The sequence below is a fragment of the Variovorax sp. 10L421 genome (assembly GCF_056395365.1).
Genome location: NZ_JBFTJJ010000014.1, coordinates 1 through 17,729, shown reverse-complemented (window position 1 = coordinate 17,729; position 17,729 = coordinate 1). Strand labels below are relative to the sequence as shown.

General features: G+C 67.1%; 17 protein-coding genes and 2 pseudogenes. 12 read left to right on the top strand and 7 right to left on the bottom strand.

The features are described from left to right. The first annotated feature begins 28 nt into the window (after positions 1 to 28). The 8 genes from AC1DFC_RS18300 to AC1DFC_RS18265 all read left to right on the top strand — a co-directional run bounded on the left by AC1DFC_RS18300 (position 29) and on the right by AC1DFC_RS18265 (position 8,025). Positions 29 to 1,672, top strand: coding sequence for an inorganic phosphate transporter (locus AC1DFC_RS18300; RefSeq protein WP_413334369.1), 1,644 nt, complete (start codon positions 29 to 31; stop codon positions 1,670 to 1,672). A gap of 9 nt (positions 1,673 to 1,681) precedes the next feature. After that, positions 1,682 to 2,725: a transporter gene (locus AC1DFC_RS18295; protein WP_007837212.1), complete on the top strand. Its 1,044-nt coding sequence runs from the start codon at positions 1,682 to 1,684 to the stop codon at positions 2,723 to 2,725. A gap of 97 nt (positions 2,726 to 2,822) precedes the next feature. Beyond that, positions 2,823 to 3,680 carry a 3',5'-nucleoside bisphosphate phosphatase gene (locus tag AC1DFC_RS18290; RefSeq protein ID WP_056593640.1) on the top strand — a complete coding sequence of 286 codons (858 nt, stop codon included), beginning with the start codon at positions 2,823 to 2,825 and terminating at the stop codon, positions 3,678 to 3,680. Next, positions 3,677 to 4,654 (top strand): DMT family transporter, encoded by a 978-nt coding sequence (locus AC1DFC_RS18285; RefSeq protein WP_413334367.1) that lies wholly within the window; start codon positions 3,677 to 3,679, stop codon positions 4,652 to 4,654. Before AC1DFC_RS18290 ends, AC1DFC_RS18285 begins: the two co-directional genes overlap by 4 nt. Positions 4,655 to 4,672: 18 nt before the next feature. Beyond that, positions 4,673 to 5,308 (top strand): L-threonylcarbamoyladenylate synthase, encoded by a 636-nt coding sequence (locus AC1DFC_RS18280; RefSeq protein WP_413315671.1) that lies wholly within the window; start codon positions 4,673 to 4,675, stop codon positions 5,306 to 5,308. A 40-nt stretch (positions 5,309 to 5,348) separates the two neighbouring features. Then, positions 5,349 to 6,005, top strand: a complete 657-nt coding sequence (locus tag AC1DFC_RS18275) for a site-2 protease family protein (RefSeq protein WP_413334365.1) — start codon at positions 5,349 to 5,351, stop codon at positions 6,003 to 6,005. 12 nt (positions 6,006 to 6,017) lie between these two features. Next, positions 6,018 to 7,349: a tryptophan--tRNA ligase gene (locus tag AC1DFC_RS18270; RefSeq protein ID WP_413334363.1), complete on the top strand. Its 1,332-nt coding sequence runs from the start codon at positions 6,018 to 6,020 to the stop codon at positions 7,347 to 7,349. A 73-nt stretch (positions 7,350 to 7,422) separates the two neighbouring features. After that, positions 7,423 to 8,025 (top strand): LuxR C-terminal-related transcriptional regulator, encoded by a 603-nt coding sequence (locus AC1DFC_RS18265; RefSeq protein ID WP_007837193.1) that lies wholly within the window; start codon positions 7,423 to 7,425, stop codon positions 8,023 to 8,025. An 85-nt stretch (positions 8,026 to 8,110) separates the two neighbouring features. On the opposite strand, the gene shkS is transcribed toward AC1DFC_RS18265, so the two are convergent. Next, positions 8,111 to 9,526, bottom strand: coding sequence for a surface-behavior sensor histidine kinase ShkS (gene shkS / locus AC1DFC_RS18260; protein ID WP_007837192.1), 1,416 nt, complete (start codon positions 9,524 to 9,526; stop codon positions 8,111 to 8,113). Positions 9,527 to 9,694: 168 nt separating this feature from the next. Here shkS and AC1DFC_RS18255 point away from each other — a divergent pair, with 168 nt between their 5' ends. Next, positions 9,695 to 10,096 (top strand): phage holin family protein, encoded by a 402-nt coding sequence (locus AC1DFC_RS18255; RefSeq protein ID WP_413334361.1) that lies wholly within the window; start codon positions 9,695 to 9,697, stop codon positions 10,094 to 10,096. Between the two features lie 40 nt (positions 10,097 to 10,136). On the opposite strand, the gene AC1DFC_RS18250 is transcribed toward AC1DFC_RS18255, so the two are convergent. Genes AC1DFC_RS18250 through AC1DFC_RS18235 form a run of 4 tightly spaced genes read right to left on the bottom strand, consistent with a single transcriptional unit; the run spans position 10,137 to position 14,780 of the window. Beyond that, entirely contained in the window at positions 10,137 to 11,249 is a 1,113-nt protein-coding gene (locus tag AC1DFC_RS18250) for an ABC transporter substrate-binding protein (protein WP_007836015.1), read from the bottom strand. Beyond that, positions 11,246 to 12,343, bottom strand: a complete 1,098-nt coding sequence (locus AC1DFC_RS18245) for an ABC transporter permease (RefSeq protein WP_413334360.1) — start codon at positions 12,341 to 12,343, stop codon at positions 11,246 to 11,248. The genes AC1DFC_RS18250 and AC1DFC_RS18245 overlap by 4 nt, the downstream gene beginning before the upstream one ends. Continuing rightward, positions 12,340 to 13,860: a sugar ABC transporter ATP-binding protein gene (locus tag AC1DFC_RS18240; protein WP_413334358.1), complete on the bottom strand. Its 1,521-nt coding sequence runs from the start codon at positions 13,858 to 13,860 to the stop codon at positions 12,340 to 12,342. The genes AC1DFC_RS18245 and AC1DFC_RS18240 overlap by 4 nt, the downstream gene beginning before the upstream one ends. Further along, positions 13,857 to 14,780 carry an SMP-30/gluconolactonase/LRE family protein gene (locus tag AC1DFC_RS18235; protein WP_413334356.1) on the bottom strand — a complete coding sequence of 308 codons (924 nt, stop codon included), beginning with the start codon at positions 14,778 to 14,780 and terminating at the stop codon, positions 13,857 to 13,859. Before AC1DFC_RS18235 ends, AC1DFC_RS18240 begins: the two co-directional genes overlap by 4 nt. Before the next feature lie 274 nt (positions 14,781 to 15,054). On the opposite strand from AC1DFC_RS18235, the gene AC1DFC_RS18230 reads away from it, so the two are divergent. Both AC1DFC_RS18230 and AC1DFC_RS18225 read left to right on the top strand, forming a co-directional pair. After that, positions 15,055 to 16,065, top strand: coding sequence for a LacI family DNA-binding transcriptional regulator (locus AC1DFC_RS18230; RefSeq protein ID WP_478179780.1), 1,011 nt, complete (start codon positions 15,055 to 15,057; stop codon positions 16,063 to 16,065). 191 nt (positions 16,066 to 16,256) lie between these two features. After that, positions 16,257 to 16,499: a tannase/feruloyl esterase family alpha/beta hydrolase gene (locus tag AC1DFC_RS18225; RefSeq protein ID WP_007836020.1), complete on the top strand. Its 243-nt coding sequence runs from the start codon at positions 16,257 to 16,259 to the stop codon at positions 16,497 to 16,499. 10 nt (positions 16,500 to 16,509) lie between these two features. Here AC1DFC_RS18225 and AC1DFC_RS18220 read toward each other — a convergent pair. Then, a pseudogene (locus tag AC1DFC_RS18220) lies at positions 16,510 to 16,638 on the bottom strand (LysR family transcriptional regulator); the annotation flags it as partial. Positions 16,639 to 16,684: 46 nt separating this feature from the next. On the opposite strand from AC1DFC_RS18220, the gene AC1DFC_RS18215 reads away from it, so the two are divergent. After that, the gene (locus AC1DFC_RS18215) at positions 16,685 to 17,143 is read left to right on the top strand and encodes a Rossmann-fold NAD(P)-binding domain-containing protein (RefSeq protein ID WP_478179746.1); all 459 of its coding nucleotides are present in this window, start codon (positions 16,685 to 16,687) and stop codon (positions 17,141 to 17,143) included. 205 nt (positions 17,144 to 17,348) lie between these two features. On the opposite strand, the pseudogene AC1DFC_RS18210 reads toward AC1DFC_RS18215, so the two are convergent. After that, positions 17,349 to 17,729: pseudogene (locus tag AC1DFC_RS18210) on the bottom strand (TetR/AcrR family transcriptional regulator); the annotation flags it as partial.

Genomic DNA, 17,729 nt, shown 5'->3' with positions numbered 1-17,729 from the left:
AAGCCATTCCAACACCCCAGAATCGCCCATGAACACGCTCGCAGCCCTGCATGCCGAGTTGCCGTCCGCGTCCTCGGCGCACCGGCCCAGGCTCGACGCCAAGCCCGGCCCGCTCACGCTCATCACCTTCGTGGGCCTGCTGGCCGCCGGCCTGCTCTTCACGGCCTGGAGCCTGGTCGGCGACGTCACGGCCTCGGGCGCGCCGGTCACCACCTGGGTGCCCTACATCCTGCTGGGCGTGGCCCTGCTGATTGCACTGGGCTTCGAGTTCGTCAACGGCTTCCACGACACGGCCAACGCGGTGGCCACGGTGATCTACACGCACTCGCTGCCGCCCAACTTCGCGGTGGTGTGGTCGGGCTTCTTCAACTTCCTGGGCGTGCTGGTGTCCAGCGGCGCGGTGGCCTTCGGCATCATCGCGCTGCTGCCGGTGGAACTGATCCTGCAGGTGGGCTCGGGCGCGGGCTTCGCGATGGTGTTCGCGCTGCTGATCGCCGCCATCATCTGGAACCTGGGCACATGGTGGCTCGGGCTGCCGGCTTCTTCCTCGCACACGCTGATCGGCTCGATCATCGGCGTGGGCGTGGCCAATGCGCTGATGCATGGCCGCGACGGCACCAGCGGTGTCGACTGGGCGCAGGCCACCAAGGTGGGCTATTCGCTGCTGCTGTCGCCGATGGTCGGCTTCGGCTGCGCTGCCCTGCTTCTGCTGGCGCTGCGCGCCTTCGTGAAGAACCGCGCACTGTATGAAGAGCCCAAGGGCAGCGAGCCGCCGCCGTGGTGGATCCGCGGCCTGCTGATCCTGACCTGCACGGGCGTGTCGTTCGCGCACGGCTCCAATGACGGCCAGAAGGGCATGGGACTGATCATGCTGATCCTCGTGGGCACGGTGCCGATGGCCTATGCGCTGAACCGCGCGATGCCCGCCAACGAGACCGTGAAGTTCGTGGCCGTGGCCGAGATGGCGCAGAACGCGCTGAACCGCAGCGTGCCCGGTTCTCTGCCCGCGCAGCAGGCGGCGCCGCAACCCGCCGCTGCGCGCGAGACGCTTTCCACTTACGTGCGCACGCGCGAGTTCAGTCCCGCGGTGGTGCCCGCGCTGGCCGCGACCGCGGGCAGCATCGGCGAGCAGGTGCGCAGGCACGGTTCGCTCGCAGCGGTGCCGGCCGAGGCCGTCGCCAACGTGCGCAACGACATGTACCTGGCCTCCGAAGCCATCCGCCACCTCGACAAGAGCGGCGCCGCCAGGTTCGACGGCGAGACGAAGCTGCGCGTGGGCGCGTTCCGCCAGGAGCTGGACGATGCGACGCGCTTCATCCCGCTGTGGGTCAAGGTTGCGGTCGCCATCGCATTGGGGCTGGGCACGATGATCGGCTGGAAGCGCATCGTGGTCACGGTGGGCGAGAAGATCGGCAAGACGCACCTGAGCTACGCGCAAGGCGCCTCGGCCGAGGTGGTGGCGATGATCACCATCGGTGCGGCCGACATGTACGGGCTGCCTGTGTCCACCACGCACGTGCTGTCCTCCGGCGTGGCCGGCACCATGACGGCAAGCGGCTCGGGCCTGCAGATGTCCACGCTGCGCAACCTCGCACTGGCCTGGGTGCTCACGCTGCCGGTGGCGATGCTGCTGTCGGGGTCGCTCTACTGGCTGTTCATCCGCATCTTCTGACCACGCATCTTGTCGGCACTCCATGACCTCGCCGCCCAGTCCTATGGCGGCGACGAAGCCGGGCTGATCTCCGGTTACCTCTTCGACGCCTCGGCAGCGGAGCCCGCGCGGGCCATCGACTCGGCGCAAGCCGCCGCATGGCTGGCCGAAGAGCGCGACCGTGAATGCACCGAGGAAAACCCCGCGTACGTCTGGCTCCATTTCAACCTGAGCCACGCGCATGCGGAGCGCTGGCTGTTGCGGCACGCGAACCTCTCCGACACTTTCTACGAGACGCTGCACGAAGGCCTGCCCTCCACGCGCATCGAGCGCGACGACGATTCGCTGATCGCCGTCATCAACGACGTGCATTTCGAGTTCAGCTTCGAGCCCTCGGACATCTCCACGCTGTGGATCAGCGTGGGCCCGCGCCTCGTGGTCACGGCGCGCACCAAGCCGCTGCGCTCGGTCGACACGCTGCGCACGGCCGTGAAGGCGGGCGACGCGCCGCGCTCGAGCACCGAGCTGCTCGAGCACCTGCTGCGTGCGCAGGCCGATGTGCTGGTGAAGATCGTGCGCGGCGTCACCTCGCGCATCGACCGCATCGAGGACGAGTTGCTCGCCGGCCGCCTCGACCACAAGCGCGCGCGGCTCGGCGTGCTGCGCCGGCTGCTGGTGCGGCTGCAGCGGCTGCTGGCGCCGGAGCCGGCCGCGCTGTTCCGCCTGCTGCAGGGGCCTCCGGGCTGGATGTCCGAGCCCGACGCGCAGGCGCTGCGCGGCTCGACCGAGGAGTTCTCGGTGGTGCTGCGCGACATGCAGGCGCTGCAGGAGCGCATCAAGCTGCTGCAGGAAGAGATCGCCGCCAACGTCAACGAGGACAACAACCGCAGCCTGTTCGTGCTGACGGTGGTCACGGTGCTGGCACTGCCGATCAACATCCTGGCGGGCCTGTTCGGCATGAACGTGGGCGGCATTCCGCTGGCGGACCACAAGCACGGCTTCTGGATCGTGGTGGCGATCGTCGCGAGCTTCACCGCGGTGGCGGCCTGGGCGGCTTTCCGCAAGAAGCGCTGAGCCCCATGCCACGGCGCAGTAATGCTATTTATTTAGTAGCGTCTCGCGCAGCATCCATGCGCCCGCATCGATGTTCCAGACCCCCTAGAATGGCGGGGTGTCCTCCATCCTCAATGCCGATCTTCACTGCCACTCCGTGGTCTCCGACGGCACGCTGACGCCCGAAGAACTGGCCGCGCGCGCAGCCGCCAACGGGGTCGAACTCTGGGCCCTCACCGACCACGACGAGGTCGGCGGCCAGCATCGCGCCGCCGCCGCGGCCCGTGCCAACGGCATGCGCTACCTCACCGGCACCGAGATCTCCGTGACCTTCGCGGGCGAAACGGTGCACATCGTCGGCTTGGGCTTCGATGCCGACGACGCGGCCATGTCGCAAGGCCTCTACGACACGCGCGGGGGCCGCGGCAAGCGCGCACAGGAAATGTCCGAGGGGCTGGCCAAGGTCGGCATCCACGGCGCGTACGAAGGTGCGCTCAAGTTCGTCGGCAACCCCGAACTCATTTCGCGCACGCACTTCGCGCGCTTCCTCGTCGAGAAGGGCCACTGCCGCGACACGCCCGAGGTGTTCCGCAAGTTCCTCACCGAAGGCAAGCCCGGCTACGTGCCGCACCGCTGGGCCACGCTGAAGGACGCGGTGCAATGGATCACCGGCGCCAAGGGCATGGCCGTGATCGCGCACCCGGGCCGCTACAAGTTCACGGCCAACGAGGAGTACGCGCTGTTCCTCGAATTCAAGGCGCACGGTGGCAAGGCGATCGAGGTCGTCACCGGCAGCCACACGCCGGCCGAGTTCGTCGAGTACGCCGACAAGGCGCTCGAGTTCGATTTCGCCGCCTCGCGCGGCAGCGATTTCCACAGCCCCGACGAGAGCCACTGCGACCTCGGCAAGCTGCCGCCGTTGCCCGGTGCGCTCACTCCTGTGTGGGAACTGCTCGGCGATCGCATCCAGCAGTGAGGCAGAGTTCCGGGCCCGGTATCGACAACGCGGCTACCGTTGCGCTGGCGAATGCGCGCGTGGCGCAGCAGCGCAGCCGCAGCAAGGAATCGGAACGCATCCTCGCGGGCATCGGCATGGTGCTGGTCGCGAGCGCCTGCTTCGCCACGCTCGACACTGCCACCAAGTTCTCGACCATCGGCGTGCCCATCTTGATGGCCGTCTGGTTTCGCTATGCCTTCCAGGCCGTGGCAACCACGGCGGTGCTGCTCCCGTTGCACGGCACGGCGCTGCTGCGCACGCGGCACCCGCGCTACCAGTTGCTGCGCGGCGCATTGCTGCTGGTGTCGAGCACGCTGGCCTTCCTGAGCCTGCGCTACATGCCGCTGGCCGAGTTCACTTCGATCGTGCTGATCGCGCCGCTGGTGATCACGCTGTTGGCGGCCACCGTGCTCAAGGAGCAGGTCTCGCCGCTGCGCTGGATGCTGGTGGCGGGCGGCTTCATCGGCACGCTCGTCATCCTGCGCCCGGGCGGCGAGGCCTTTGGCTGGGCGGTCCTGCTGCCCATCGGGCTGGTGCTGACCAACGCGTGGTTCCAGGTGCTCACGAGCAAACTGGCGCAGACCGAGAACCCGCTCACCATGCACTTCTACACAGGCTGGGTCGGCACGCTGCTCGCGTCGTTCGCGCTGCCTTTCGTATGGGCCGCCCTGCCTTCCTGGCAATGGTGGGCGCTGCTGTGCCTGATGGGCTTCATGGGCACGGTGGGCCACTTCATCCTGATCCTGGCTTACCAGCGCGCGCCGGCGTCCACGCTCACGCCGTACCTCTATGCCCAGATCGCCTTTGCCATGCTGGGCGGCTGGCTCGTTTTTTCACAGATGCCCGACCGCTATTCGCTCATCGGCATGGCGCTGATCGCGGTCTGCGGCGCGGCCGGTGCGTGGCTCACGGTGCGCGAGCGCCGCGTGCCCATCGAACCCGCCGAATCCTGATCAGGAGATCTTTCCCTCATGGCCCAGTACTTCGAAGTCCACCCCGAGAACCCGCAGCAGCGGCTGCTGAAGCAGGCCGCCACGCTGCTGGCGCGCGGCGAGATCGTGGCCGTGCCCACCGACTCCAGCTACGCGCTGGCCTGCCACCTCGACGACAAGGACGCGGTCGACCAGCTGCGCCGCATCCGCCAGGTCGACGAGAAGCACCACCTCACGCTGCTGTGCCGCGACCTGAGCGAGCTGGCCAACTACGCACGCGTCGACAACAAGCAGTACCGCCTGCTGAAGGCGGCCACGCCCGGCCCCTACACCTTCCTGCTCGAAGCGACCAAGGAAGTGCCGCGCCGCGTGAGCCATCCGCAGCGCAAGACCATCGGCCTGCGCGTGCCCGACCACAAGGTGTTGCTGGAGCTGCTGTCGCTGCACGGCGCGCCGCTGCTGGCCACCACGCTGATCGCTCCCGGCGAGACCGATGCGCTGAACGACGCGCAGACCATCCGCGAGCGCTTCGAGAAGCAGATCGCCGCGGTCATCGATGCCGGCGCCTGCCCTTCGCAGCCGACCACCGTGGTCGACCTCACGCCCATGGGCACGGGCGACGACCCGGTCGTGGTGCGTCAGGGACGCGGTGCATTGGCCGTGCTCGGCCTCTGAAATCGGGCTGATAACCACTCCCATCTGACACAATCGCCCAGTGGATTCCAACCTGATACAGACCATCCTGATCTACGCGCTGCCGGTGATCTTCGCGATCACAGTGCACGAGGCGGCACACGGGTATGTGGCACGCCATTTCGGCGACAACACGGCCGAGGTCATGGGACGCGTCACCCTCAACCCGATGAAGCACATCGATCCCATCGGGACCATCCTGATGCCGTTGATGCTGTACTTCGCGACCTCGGGCGCCTTCCTTTTCGGCTATGCCAAGCCGGTGCCGGTCAACTTCGGGCGGCTGCACCATCCGAAGCGCGACATGATCTGGGTGGCGCTGGCCGGGCCGATGTCGAACTTCATTCAGGCCTTGCTTTGGACGCTGGTTTGGGCGTCGCTCAAGCTTCTCGATATCGATGAGGAATTCTTTCGCGAGATGGCGGAAGCCGGCATCCGGGTCAATCTCGTCATGTGCGCCTTGAACCTGTTCCCGCTACCGCCGCTCGATGGTGGGCGCGTGCTCGCCGGCTTGCTGCCAAATGGGCCCGCACAGAATTTCATGGCCCGCATTGAACCTTTTGGCTTCTTTATTGTGATGGGATTGATCATTGCAAGAATCCTGGACACCTTCTGGATGCGGCCATTGATGACCCTTGGCTACGACTTCATCAATCTCCTTCTTTCTCCGCTGCGTTAAGTTCTTCGTCAAATGGCCTCGTCTTCCAAAGCTTCCTTGCGCGTCCTGACCGGCATCACGCCCTCGGGCACGCCGCACCTCGGCAACTACGTCGGCTCGATCCGCCACTCGGTGCGGCAAAGCGTCGCGCCCGGCGTGCAGAGCTTCTTCTTCCTGGCCGACTACCACGCGCTCATCAAGGTACAGGAGCCGGCGCTGATCCAGCGCTCCACCCTCGAGATTGCCGCCAGCTGGCTGGCCTGCGGGCTCGACCCCGAGCGCGTCACCTTCTACCGCCAGTCGGACATCGTCGAGATCCCCGAGCTGACCTGGTTCCTCACCTGCGTGACCGGCAAGGGCGTGCTCAACCGCGCGCATGCCTACAAGGCGCAGCTCGACAAGAACGTGGCCAAGGGCGAGGACCCCGACGCCGACGTGACGGCCGGCCTCTTCATGTACCCGGTGCTCATGGGCGCCGACATCCTGATGTTCAACGCCCACAAGGTGCCCGTGGGCCGCGACCAGGTGCAGCACATCGAGATGGCGCGCGACATGGCGCAGCGCTTCAACCACCAGTACGGCGAGCACTTCACGCTGCCCGAAGCCGAGATCGACGACGCCGTCGCCACCCTGCCCGGCCTCGACGGCCGCAAGATGAGCAAGAGCTACGGCAACACGATCCCGCTGTTCGCACCGCGTGCACAGCTGCAAAAGCAGATTGCCAGCATCGTGACCGACTCGCGCGCGCCCGGCGAGCCCAAGGACACCGAAGGCTCGGCACTGTTCCAGATCTACCAGGCCTTCGCCAGCGCCGAGGAAACCGAGACGCTGCGCAAGGCGTACGCCGGCGGCATCGGCTGGGGCGACGCCAAGCAGTTGCTGTTCGAGCGCATCGACCAGGAAGTGGCGCCGCTGCGCGCACGCTACGACGCGCTCATGAACGACCCGGCCCAAATCGAGCGCATCCTGCTCTCCGGCGCCGCGAAGGCGCAGGCCCTGTCGAAGCCCTTCATGGCCAGCCTGCGCCATGCGGTCGGCCTGCGCAATCTCGCGGCCGGCAAGGACACCGGGCAAGCCCGGGCGGCCAAGGTCGCGAAGCCCAGTTTCAAGCAGTACCGCGAGAAGGCGGACGGGCTGTTCTATTTCAAGCTGTTGGATGCGCGCGGCGAAACCCTGCTGCAGAGCCGTGGATTCGCATCGCCGCAGGAAGCGGGCCGTACCATCGCGCTCTTGCAGACGCAGCGCGGCGAAGCGCTGGCCGCGCTGGCCGGCCAGCTGGAACCCATCGGAACAGAAGAAACACGCGCCGTCACCGAGGCGCTTGAGGCATTGGCGGAGGCAACACCCACGACCAGCGGGAGTTGATCCGGCAAACCCATCGGCTTACCTGCCGGTGAGCAGGACGAGAGAAGACGGTGCGATCACAAAGGAAGAAAACATGAGCATTTATGTCATCGACGACCACCCCCTGATGCGCGACGCGATCGTGATGGTCTTGCGGCGCTTGCGCCCGGCCGAGAACATCGTCGAGCTCGAGCGCCTCGACAAGCTCGCGGGCTCTGTGCAGCAGCGTGGCGCGCCGACCCTCTTCTGCCTGGACCTGAAGCTCCCGGACACCAATGGCGTGTCGGGCGTGATCGCGGTCAAGCAGGTCTATCCGAACGTGCCGATCGCCGTGTATTCGGCAGCGCCGTCCGCGGACATGGAGGACGCCTGCATCGAGGCCGGCGCCGACACCTACATCGAGAAGTCGGCCAGCTCCAACGAGCTGGCCGCGGCGTTGCGCGGCCTGCTGATGGCAGGCTCGGAAGACGAAGCCGACGAGATGCCGGCCGCCAACAGCGGCAAGCTCTCGAAGCGGCAGACGCAGCTGATCGCCATGCTCGACAAGGGCATGAGCAACCGCGACATCGCCACCGACCTGGAGATCAGCGAGCACACGGTGAAGGTGCACCTGTGGCGCCTGTTCCGCAGGCTGGGCGTGAAGAGCCGTACGCAGGCGCTGCACTACGCGCGCACGAACGGTTTGCTATCTGGTTAACCCCCCTCGGGGTTTCTGGAAATGAAAAACCGCGCATCAGCGCGGTTTTTTTATGGGCGGCGCAAGAGCACCGGAGGACGATTGCTCAACCACCCGACGCACTCACCCGCGCCTGCGCCACCGCCTCGTCGGCGTCGTGCAGCGCCACCCGGAACACGCTGCCGCGGCCCAGGCGCGAACGCACGCTGACAGGGTGGCCCAGCACGTGCGACAGCCGCGCAACGATGGCCAGCCCGAGGCCGAAGCCGTCGGAGGTGCCGGCATGGTCCGCCACCTTGTAGAACTCAAGGAACACGTCGCGCAGATGCTCGGGCGCGATGCCGATGCCGGTGTCCCACACCTCCACGCGCAGGCCGTCGCGCGTCTGCCGCGCGGCCAGCAGCACGCCGCCTTCCGTCGTGTACTTGATCGCGTTGGCCAGCAGGTTGCCGATCATGCGGCGCACGCGGATCGGGTCGGTCAGGAACGAGCCCTCGCATGCGTGCACGCGGAAGTCCAGTCCGCGGCTCTCGGCTACCGGGCGGTATTGCAGTTCGAGGTCGTGCAGCAGCTCGGACATGTCGACCCGCTCGACGTGCAGGCGCACCTGGCCCGAATCGATGCGCGCCAGGTCGAACATCGAGTCGAACAGTGCATTCACTGCGTGCGTGGCGCGCACGATCTTGGGCGCGAGCTCCAGCACCAGTTCAGGCTCGTTGCGCAGCCAATCTGCGTACAACGAAAGTGCCAGCACCGGCTGGCGCATGTCGTGCGCAGCGCTGGCCAGGAAGCGGTTCTTCATGGCCACGGCCGATACCGCCGCCTGCCGCTGCTGGGTCAGCGACTTGATCAGGATATGGTTATGGAACAACAGCTCCAGGCTGTTGCGCGCCGTCTCGTGAATGTGCCGCCCCGCCCGCAGCAGCAGGAACCAGTGCAGCACCGGCAGCACCGGCATCAGGTAGCCGAACTGGAACTGCGGATGCTGCAGGGTGATCGAGGCCAGGCGCAGCAACACCGCGCCCAGCATCGTGATGAACAGCGTGTTGACGTAGCGCTTGAGCAGCGGTGGATGCAGCGCCAGCCCGTTGAGCGGAAAGGTGCCCACGCCAGCCACGATGAGCCAGCTCATGAACTGGTTGACCTGCGGCGTGCGCTCGAAGAACAGCAGCACCGAGAGGCCCCACACCACCGCGCTGGTGCTCCAGACGAAGCCATAGCGTTCGGTGAACTGCTGCTGCGCCGCCGCACTGCGCCCGGCATAGCGCACCGCGTAGACCTGTGCGCCCCAGGCGCGGCAAGCGGTGGCGAGCAAGCCTGCCACCAGCCAGGTGAGCAGTTCCCAGCGGGGCACGTAGGCCCAGCTCAGGCCGACCATTGCCGGCATCAGCGCACCCGAAACGAAATACGAGCCCTTCGCAGAGCGCATGAGGCTGCGAATGAGTTCGCCGCGCACCCATGATTCGGCTTCGTCGGCCGAAGCCGGGGCGGGGGTCATGCTGGCGATCGACGCATTGGCCATAAGACCGGGGATCTTAACGGGCCGCCCAACATCGTTTCACCAGGTAACCTTCGAAAACGGCGCCCGCCGATCCGGACCTTAAGCAGGAAGGATTCATGCCCTGCCGGCGGGCGGGGTGGGCACAGGCACCCCGGCTAACATGGCATCTGCTTGTGCAACCCGAACCCCATGCTGAACAACCTGACCCCCTTCCTCATCCACTGGGCCATCACCGCCCTCTCTCTGTGGGTGGCCAGCCACCTCTTTCGCGGGCTCAAGTTCGACAGCACCGGCGCGCTGGTGGTCTCGGCGCTGCTGCTGGGCCTGGCCAACGCGATCGTCAAGCCGCTGCTGATCGTGCTCACGCTGCCGCTGACGCTGGTGACCTTCGGGCTCTTCCTGCTGGTCATCAACGCGCTGATGATCCTGCTGGTGGCCGCGCTGGTGAAAGGCTTCCGGGTGTCGGGCTTCTGGACCGCGCTGTTCGCGAGCATCTTCATCTCGCTGCTGAGCATCTTCATCGGCTCGTTCGTCACGGGCAGCGACCCGACCGAGAAGGTGCAGATGCCGCAGAGCGGCAACTGGCTCTGAGCGCCTTCGCGCTCAGGCGGAAGACATCGAGCGACGCGCCCTACTTGCCCCACACGGCCTTGTACTTGTCGCGATACCCGTTGTCCGGATCGAACACATTCTTCGGCCCGCCGTCCTTGCCCACGTTGCCCACGGTCACGAGGTGCACCCTGGGCACGTAGCCCGACCACTTCTCCTTGGCGAAGGCGCGGTTGAGTTCGTCGACGATCTGCCAGCCCTGCATGTTCAGCGGCTCGGGCACGGTGCCGGCCTGGAAGCGCTGCGTGCGGATGCGCTGGTACGCGGCCTCGGAGCCGTCGCCGGCCGACACCGCCTTTGGGTTGCCGTCGCCCTTCTTGCCGGCCGCCGTGAGCGACGGGCCCATGAAGTCGAAGTACAGGTCGTTGATGGCCAGTGAGTGCGTCCACTTGTCGCCGAAGCGCTGCAGCAGCGAGGTGGTGAGCTGCGGCATGCGGGTGGAGCTTTCGGCGATCGGGCTGTCCTCGAAGCTCAGCACGGTGCAGCCGCCGCACTTCTTGATGACGGCCTCCATGGCGCGCGCCTTGTAGAGCGCAATCGCGTACTGCGAGTCGGTGAAGATCACCACGCCGGCCTTGCCGTTCGAATCGGCCACCACCCACGAGGCGGCGACGTCGGCCACGTCGTCGGTCACCGTGGTCACGTTGGCGAAGAGGCCCGCCTTCTCGTTGGGGCCAGGCTGCTCGCCCGAGTGCCAGCCGACCAGCGGAATGCCCGACTTGGCCGCGCCCGAGAACGCGGCCTTCTGCTCGGTGGTGTCGAAGCCGCCGACCACGATGCCGGCCGGCTTCACGGCCAACGCCTGGTTGAGCGCGGCGGTGCGGCCGCTCACAGTGCCCTGCCCGTCGATGACGCGCACCGTCCAGCCGATGGCGCGTGCCGCTTCTTCCACACCCTTGCTGACACCGACGATGCCGCCGTTCTTCATGTCGCCCGCGACGAAGACGATGGTCTTGCCGGCGGCGGCCTTCGGGCCGGCGGTGGGGCCGTCCCATTTCTCCTTGGTCATGGTCGCGACCTCGACCTTCTGTTTCGCCGCTGCGAGAAAGTCATCGGCCATCGCCTTGTGCGCCAGCGTGGCGGCGCACAGGGCCAGCACGGCGGCGGCCGCGCGTGCGTGAACACTCTTCTTCATGCTTTGTCTCCGGTGGTTGTGATGGGAACGGACTGCACGTGGTCGAGCTGGCGCTCGGCGATGCGCCGCTTGATCGAGCGGTTACGCCGCTGCTGCGCCCAGCCCGCGATGCCGATGGACACCAGCAGCGTCAGGCCGTTGAACAGCGGCTCCACATAGAAGGCGCCGCCGAACTGCTGGATGCCCGAGATGCCGATGGCAAGAATGGCCACGCCGACCAGCGTGCCCCACACGTTCACGCGGCCGGGCCGGATGGTGGTGGAGCCGAGGAAGGCGCCGACCAGCGCCGGCAGCAGGAATTCGAGCCCCACGCTCGCCTGCCCGATCTGCAGCCGCGATGCGAGCAGCACGCCCGCGAAGCCCGACAGCAGCCCCGACGCGACGAACGCGCCCATCACATGCCTGCGCACCGAAATGCCGTTGAGCTGCGCCGCCTTCGGGTTCGCGCCGATCACGTACAGCGCGCGGCCCAGCGGCGTGAATTCGGTGACCACCCACAGCGTGAGGCTCACCGCGAGCACGTAGAACGCGCCCACCGGCAGCCCCAGCAGGCTGCCACCCGCGATGCCGACGAAACCATCGGGCAGTTCGCCCACCACCTGCCGACCGCCGCTGTGCCACATGGCCACCGCGTAGATCACGGTGCCGGTGCCCAGCGTGGCGATGAACGAATCGATCTGCGCGAGCTCGACCAAGAGCCCGTTGAGCACGCCGAACAGCGCAGCGCACAGCAGCACGACGAGCACCGCCGCCGGCCACGGCAGGCCGAGCTGCGTCTGCAGGCTGATCGCGAGGATGTGCCACAGCACGATGCCGTAGCCCACCGTGAGATCGATCTTGCCGGTGATCATCGGGATGGTCGCGGCCAGCGCCAGCAGCGCGATCACCGACTTGTCGGCCAGGATCGCGCGCAGGTTGAACAGTGTCGGGAAGGTGTCGGGCAGCAGCAGCGAGAACAGCAGCGCCAGCGCCACCATCAGCACCACCAGCCCGTAGACCGGCATCGCGCGGCCGATGCCCTGCGCGAGGGAGATGGTTTCGCCGTCGAGGGACTTGTCGGGCTCCAGCGCCGTGGACTTGATCGAACTGCTCATGCTGATATTTCCTCGCGCGTTGCCGCGCCTGCTGCCAATGCCAGGAGTCTTTCAACCGTGATCGCCTCGCCCGCGAGTTCGGCGGCGATCAGGCCGTCGCGGAACACGAGCACGCGCGTGCACACGGTCGCGATTTCCTCGAAGTCGGTGGAGACGACGATCAGCGCCGTGCCGGCCTCGGCGCGCTCGCGCAGCACGCCGTAGATCTGCCGCTTGGCGCCGACGTCCACGCCGGCGGTGGGCTCCTCGAGCACCACAAGCGGCTTGTCGAGATGGAACCAGCGCGCCAGCACCACCTTCTGCTGGTTGCCGCCGGAGAGCTGCTGCACTTCGGCCGAAGGCGCGGGTGGGTTGATGTCGAAGCGCTGGATGAGCGAGAGCGCGTGGCCGTTCTCGCGGCGCGGGCGGTCGAAGGCCAGGCCGCGGTCGCCGTGCAGCGCCGCGTTGGGGAAGAGGTTCTCGAGCACGGTCATCGAGCCGGCGAGGTTTTCCTCGAGGCGTTCACCCGCGACGTAGGCCACGCCCGCTCGAATCGCGTCGGCCGGGCAAGTGAAATCGCATGCATTGCCGAGCAGCTGCATGCGGCCGGCCGACAACGGCTCGCGGCCGAAGATCGCGCGGCTGATGGCCTCGTGGCCCGCACCGCGCAGGCCGACGAGGCCCAGCACCTCGCCGCGGTGCACCGCCAAGCTCAGCGGGCCGGCGTTGCCGCTGGCCGCACCGTCGAGCTGCAGCACGGGCTCGCGCCGCGCCGGGGCCTTCGCCTTCTGCACCGAAGCCGACAGCGCCTTGCCCACGATGAGCCCGACGAGCTCGCCTTCGTTCGTCTGCGTCGTGGTCTTCACGGCCACCAGCTTGCCGTCGCGCATCACGGCCGCGCGATCGGAAATGGCCATCACCTCGTCGAGCCGGTGCGACACGTACAGCATCGCCATGCCCTGGCGGCGCAGTTCGCGCAGCACGCCGAACATGCGCTCCACGTCGCTCATCGGCAGACTGGCCGAGGGCTCGTCGAGCACCAGCAGCCGCGCCTTTACTTCGAGCGCGCGGCCGATGGCGAGCAGCGATTTCTCGGCGCGCGTAAGAGAGAACACGCGGCGGCCGGGGTCGATGTCGCAGCCCACGCGCGCCATCACGCGGCGCGCCGTGTCGTTCGCGGCCTTCCAGTCGATGAGGCCGAAGCGGCGCGGGTAGCCGGTGCCCAGGCCCACGTTCTCGGCGACCGTCATCCATTCAACGAGGCCGAGGTCCTGGTGGATGAAGGCCACGGGCTGCTCGCGCCGGTCGCTGCGCCGCCAGTCGGCCTGTGGCTTGCCGTCGAAAAGAATCTCGCCCTGGTCGGCGAGATGGATGCCGGCGAGCAGCTTGATGAGCGTCGACTTGCCCGCGCCGTTCTCGCCGAGCAGCGCGAGGATTTCTCCGGCGCGCACGTCGAGCGTGACGCTGTCGACGGCCTGCGTGCCGCCGAAGCGCTTGCTGATCGACTGGAACTGCAGCAGTGGAGAAGCGGTGCTCATGCGCCGGCCGCCCCGCGGGTGTTCAGGCGGATGCGGTAGAGCGAGGTCGAGGCGCACACGTACAGCTCGTTGCCGTCGCTGCCGCCAAAGGTCAGGTTGCCCACCTTCTCCGGCACCGCGATGCGCGCCACGCGCGTGCCGTCGGGGTGGTAGACCTGCACGCTGTCGGCGCTGCTCGTGTAGACGAAGCCGTGCACGTCGACGCGAAAGCCGTCCGCGAGCCCCGGCTCCACGACCGCGAACACGCGCGGGTTGCCGAGGTCCTGCCCGCCGATCACGTCGAAGGCGACGATGTGGTGGTGCCCCGAACCGTCGGTGCGCAACGCGGCCGACGTGTCGCTCACGTAGAGCAGGCTTTCGTCGGGCGAGAAGGCCAGGCCGTTGGGCTCCTCGACGAAGTCGCTCACCGAGCGCAGCGCGCCGCTCGCGGGATCGAAGCGGAACACGTGGTTGCGGCCCAACTCGCTTTGTGCCTTGTGCCCTTCATGGTCGGACACGATGCCGTACGGCGGATCGGTGAACCAGATGCTGCCGTCGCGCTTCACGACGATGTCGTTGGGCGAGTTGAGGCGGCGGCCCTGGTAGCGGTCGACCACGACCTCGTCGTCCAGAGGCAGCAGCCCCGAGCCGAAGCGCGTGCGCACGATGGCACGCCGGCCGTGCGAGCAGTGCAGCAGGGAGCCATCGGCTTCGCGCGTGTGGCCGTTGGTGAACTCCACGCCCTCGCGCCACACGCTCATGCCGGCCTCGGCATGCCAGCGCAGCATGCGGTTGTTGGGGATGTCGCTCCACAGCACCGCACTGTCTTCGCGCATCCACACCGGGCCTTCGCTCCAGGCAGCGCCGGTGCACAGGCATTCGAGCGGGCCGGCATCGCGGGCGACGGAGGCAAAACGGGAGTCGAAGACTTCGATGGTCATGGCCACAGCGCTGGTCCCTGAAGTTGGGGTTCGCAGTGTGCACTCGAAAAGATACCGGTAACCTAGGTCTTTCCCGTACACCTATTGCGCCATCTTTCATTCTTATGGAATCGCAATTCGCTGTATTCTTTATGCATCGAACTCGGCGAATCAAAGGTTATCGGTATCAGATACCGTGTCGCATATCCTCGAACCCGCATTTCCGAGAGAGAGAAAGAAGAAGCCCTTGCCCTCAAACAAAGCCACCACCGCCCCCCTCGCCCGTCCTGCGACGATGGCCGACGTGGCCGCGCGCGTCGGCGTATCGAAGATGACGGTGTCGCGCGCGCTCAACCGGGGCGCGAGCAGCGACCGCGTGACCTCCGAGGCGCTGCGCCAGCGCATCCTGCAGGCCTGCGAGGAAATGGGCTACGTCATCGACCAGACGGCGCGCACCTTCTCCAGCAAGCGCTCGGGCTTCATCGCGGTGCTGATCCCCTCGCTCAACAACTCCAACTTTTCGGAAACCGCGCAGGGCATCACCGCGGCCATCGAAGCGCGCGGCCTCCAGGTGCTGCTGGGCTACACCGACTACCGCGTGGAAACCGAAGAGCGCCTGCTGCGCGCCATGCTCGCGCGCCGGCCAGAGGGCGTGATCCTCACGGGCGGCTCGCACACGCCCGCCGCACGCGCGATGCTGCAGGCCGCCGGTGTGCCAGTGGTCGAGACCTGGGACCTGCCCGCCACGCCCATCGAGCACACGGTCGGCTTCTCGAACGCAGAGGCCGCGGCCTCGATGGTGCGGCATCTGCACGGCAAAGGCTACCGGCGCATCGCCTTCATCGGCGGCACCTCGAACCGCGACACGCGCGGCGCCGACCGCCAGCGCGGCTACGCGCAGGCGATCCGCGAACTGGGTCTGCCCGACGGCCACGTCATCAGCTTCGGCCAGCCGCCCATTTCGATGGCGCAAGGCGGCGAGGCGGTGGCGCAGCTGATCCGGCAATGGCCCGACGTGGATGCGGTGATCTGCGTGTCCGACCTCTCGGCCTTCGGCGCACTCATGGAATGCCAGCGCCGCGGCTGGGACGTGCCGGGCCGCATCGCGATCGCGGGCTTCGGCGACTTCGAGGTGGCACGCGCCTGCCACCCGCGCATCACCACCGTGGCAGTGGATTGCGTGGGCATCGGCAAGGCGGCCGGAGAGCTGCTGCTGCGCGTGATCGACGGCACGCGCGAAGGGCATCGGCCGCCTGCGGAGACGGTGCTGATTCCGTTCCACATCGAGCAGCGGGAGAGTTCGTAGGTCCATGCCGGATTGGCTTTCGCTTCAACATGCCTACGACGATGCGGCCGATGTGCCGGCCCTGCTCACGCCACGGCTTCCACTTGCGCCCGCCCGCGTAGCGTTGAGTTTGGAAGAATGAGCGCCTGATCGGGGCAGCTCGGGCGCGGGCTGGCTGCCCCCGCTTTCCTGCGGGCCCACGGCGGTGCACGGTGAGGCAGCTACCATCGCCGAAAAATCAGGAGACGCTGCTGATCTGCATCGACCTGCTGGCCGCCATGGATGCCTGGGTCGAGAGGGGCACGGCGCCCGACCAGCTGGTCGCCACCCAGTCGGCGGCAGACGGCACCACCGCCATCGCCAGGCGCCCGGTCTGCGAGTTTCCGAAGTTCCCGCGCTACAACGGCACGGGCGACCCGAACAAGGCCGAGAGCTTTACCTGCTCTGCAACCTGAGGCCGGTCTTCTAGCCGTTCAGTACGAGAGACTCCTCCGGATACTGCCCGCACATGAATTCGACAAACGCGCGAACCTTCGGCGCGGGAAGTCGTCGCGATGTATGCAGGACCCAGAGCGCGACCTCCACGCCCGAAATCGAGAGCCTCGACATTCCGGCGACCATCCTTCGCCCCGCCTACTTCATGCAGAACGAGCGCATGGTCCAGCAGGTGATCCAGGGTTACGGCGTCTACCCGATGCCGATCGGCTCGGCGGGCGTCGCGATGATCGATGCGCGAGACATCGCGGACGTCGCTGTCGCCGAACTGCTGCGCCGCGACCGCGCACCCGTGCCGCTGCCACGTGCGACGCTGGAGCTGGTCGGGCCCGAGCGGCTGACCGGAGCGTCGGTGGTCAGGATCTGGAGTGCCGCGCTCGGTCGCGAGGTGACTTACGGCGGAGACGACGTGGCGGCCTTCGAAGGACAGATGGCCTCGATGGCGCCGTCCTGGCTTGCCTACGACATGCGCTTGATGATGGCGGGGATTCAGAAGTTCGGCATGCATGGCGCGGACGGCGCAGCGGATCGCCTGCAGGCCATGCTCGGTCGTCCTCTGCGCAAATACACCGACTTCGTCAAGCAGGCCATTGCCGCGTCGTAGCCCGGCTTCGACCCGGTCGGAAACCTGTGGGGCATCGAAGAAGGCCAGACGAAAAGAACAGGAAGGTGGCGAACATGTTTCATGGTGGATGAGGCTCCGCAAGCGACTCTCAAGAAACGATCAAGCCTTGCATCATGGTCCGGCCATGAGGCGACGTTCGATGCCTCCCGTCAGTTCGCCAGGAAGCGGACCTTACAGATCACACTCAGCTGGGCTTTGACCGACTCTTTCCGCCTGACGCGCCGAGCAATGCGTGCTCCGTCCCTGCAGCGATCTGGTCCGCGAAGGCGCCGTTCCCAACGGCACGCGCGAGCGTGACAGCGCCCGCCAGCGAAGAGAGCGCGGCGCATGCGGCTCCGATATCCCGTGGCGCACTGGGTGAGGCGGGGCCATCGACGATCGCCTGTGCAACGTCGCGCAAAGCCTTCTCAAACGTTGTACGGGAGGCTTCGTCCGATCGTGCCACTTCCGCCGGCATCGTCTGCAGCGTGCAGCTCTCTGACAGGTCACAGGTGCGCTTCGCGCTGAGGTAGAAGCGCACAAACTCCGCCCACCAAGCGCGTCCGTGCTTTTCTTGAAAGTACAG

Coding starts and splice junctions, on each gene's coding strand:
- AC1DFC_RS18250 (WP_007836015.1), bottom strand. CDS start 11,249: ATGAAGAAGAGTGTTCACGCACGCGCGGCCGCCGCCGTGCTGGCCCTG.
- AC1DFC_RS18230 (WP_478179780.1), top strand. CDS start 15,055: ATGGCCGACGTGGCCGCGCGCGTCGGCGTATCGAAGATGACGGTGTCG.
- AC1DFC_RS18280 (WP_413315671.1), top strand. CDS start 4,673: ATGGCCCAGTACTTCGAAGTCCACCCCGAGAACCCGCAGCAGCGGCTG.
- AC1DFC_RS18300 (WP_413334369.1), top strand. CDS start 29: ATGAACACGCTCGCAGCCCTGCATGCCGAGTTGCCGTCCGCGTCCTCG.
- AC1DFC_RS18245 (WP_413334360.1), bottom strand. CDS start 12,343: ATGAGCAGTTCGATCAAGTCCACGGCGCTGGAGCCCGACAAGTCCCTC.
- AC1DFC_RS18270 (WP_413334363.1), top strand. CDS start 6,018: ATGGCCTCGTCTTCCAAAGCTTCCTTGCGCGTCCTGACCGGCATCACG.
- AC1DFC_RS18255 (WP_413334361.1), top strand. CDS start 9,695: ATGCTGAACAACCTGACCCCCTTCCTCATCCACTGGGCCATCACCGCC.
- AC1DFC_RS18235 (WP_413334356.1), bottom strand. CDS start 14,780: ATGACCATCGAAGTCTTCGACTCCCGTTTTGCCTCCGTCGCCCGCGAT.
- AC1DFC_RS18265 (WP_007837193.1), top strand. CDS start 7,423: ATGAGCATTTATGTCATCGACGACCACCCCCTGATGCGCGACGCGATC.
- AC1DFC_RS18240 (WP_413334358.1), bottom strand. CDS start 13,860: ATGAGCACCGCTTCTCCACTGCTGCAGTTCCAGTCGATCAGCAAGCGC.
- AC1DFC_RS18215 (WP_478179746.1), top strand. CDS start 16,685: ATGCAGAACGAGCGCATGGTCCAGCAGGTGATCCAGGGTTACGGCGTC.
- shkS (WP_007837192.1), bottom strand. CDS start 9,526: ATGGCCAATGCGTCGATCGCCAGCATGACCCCCGCCCCGGCTTCGGCC.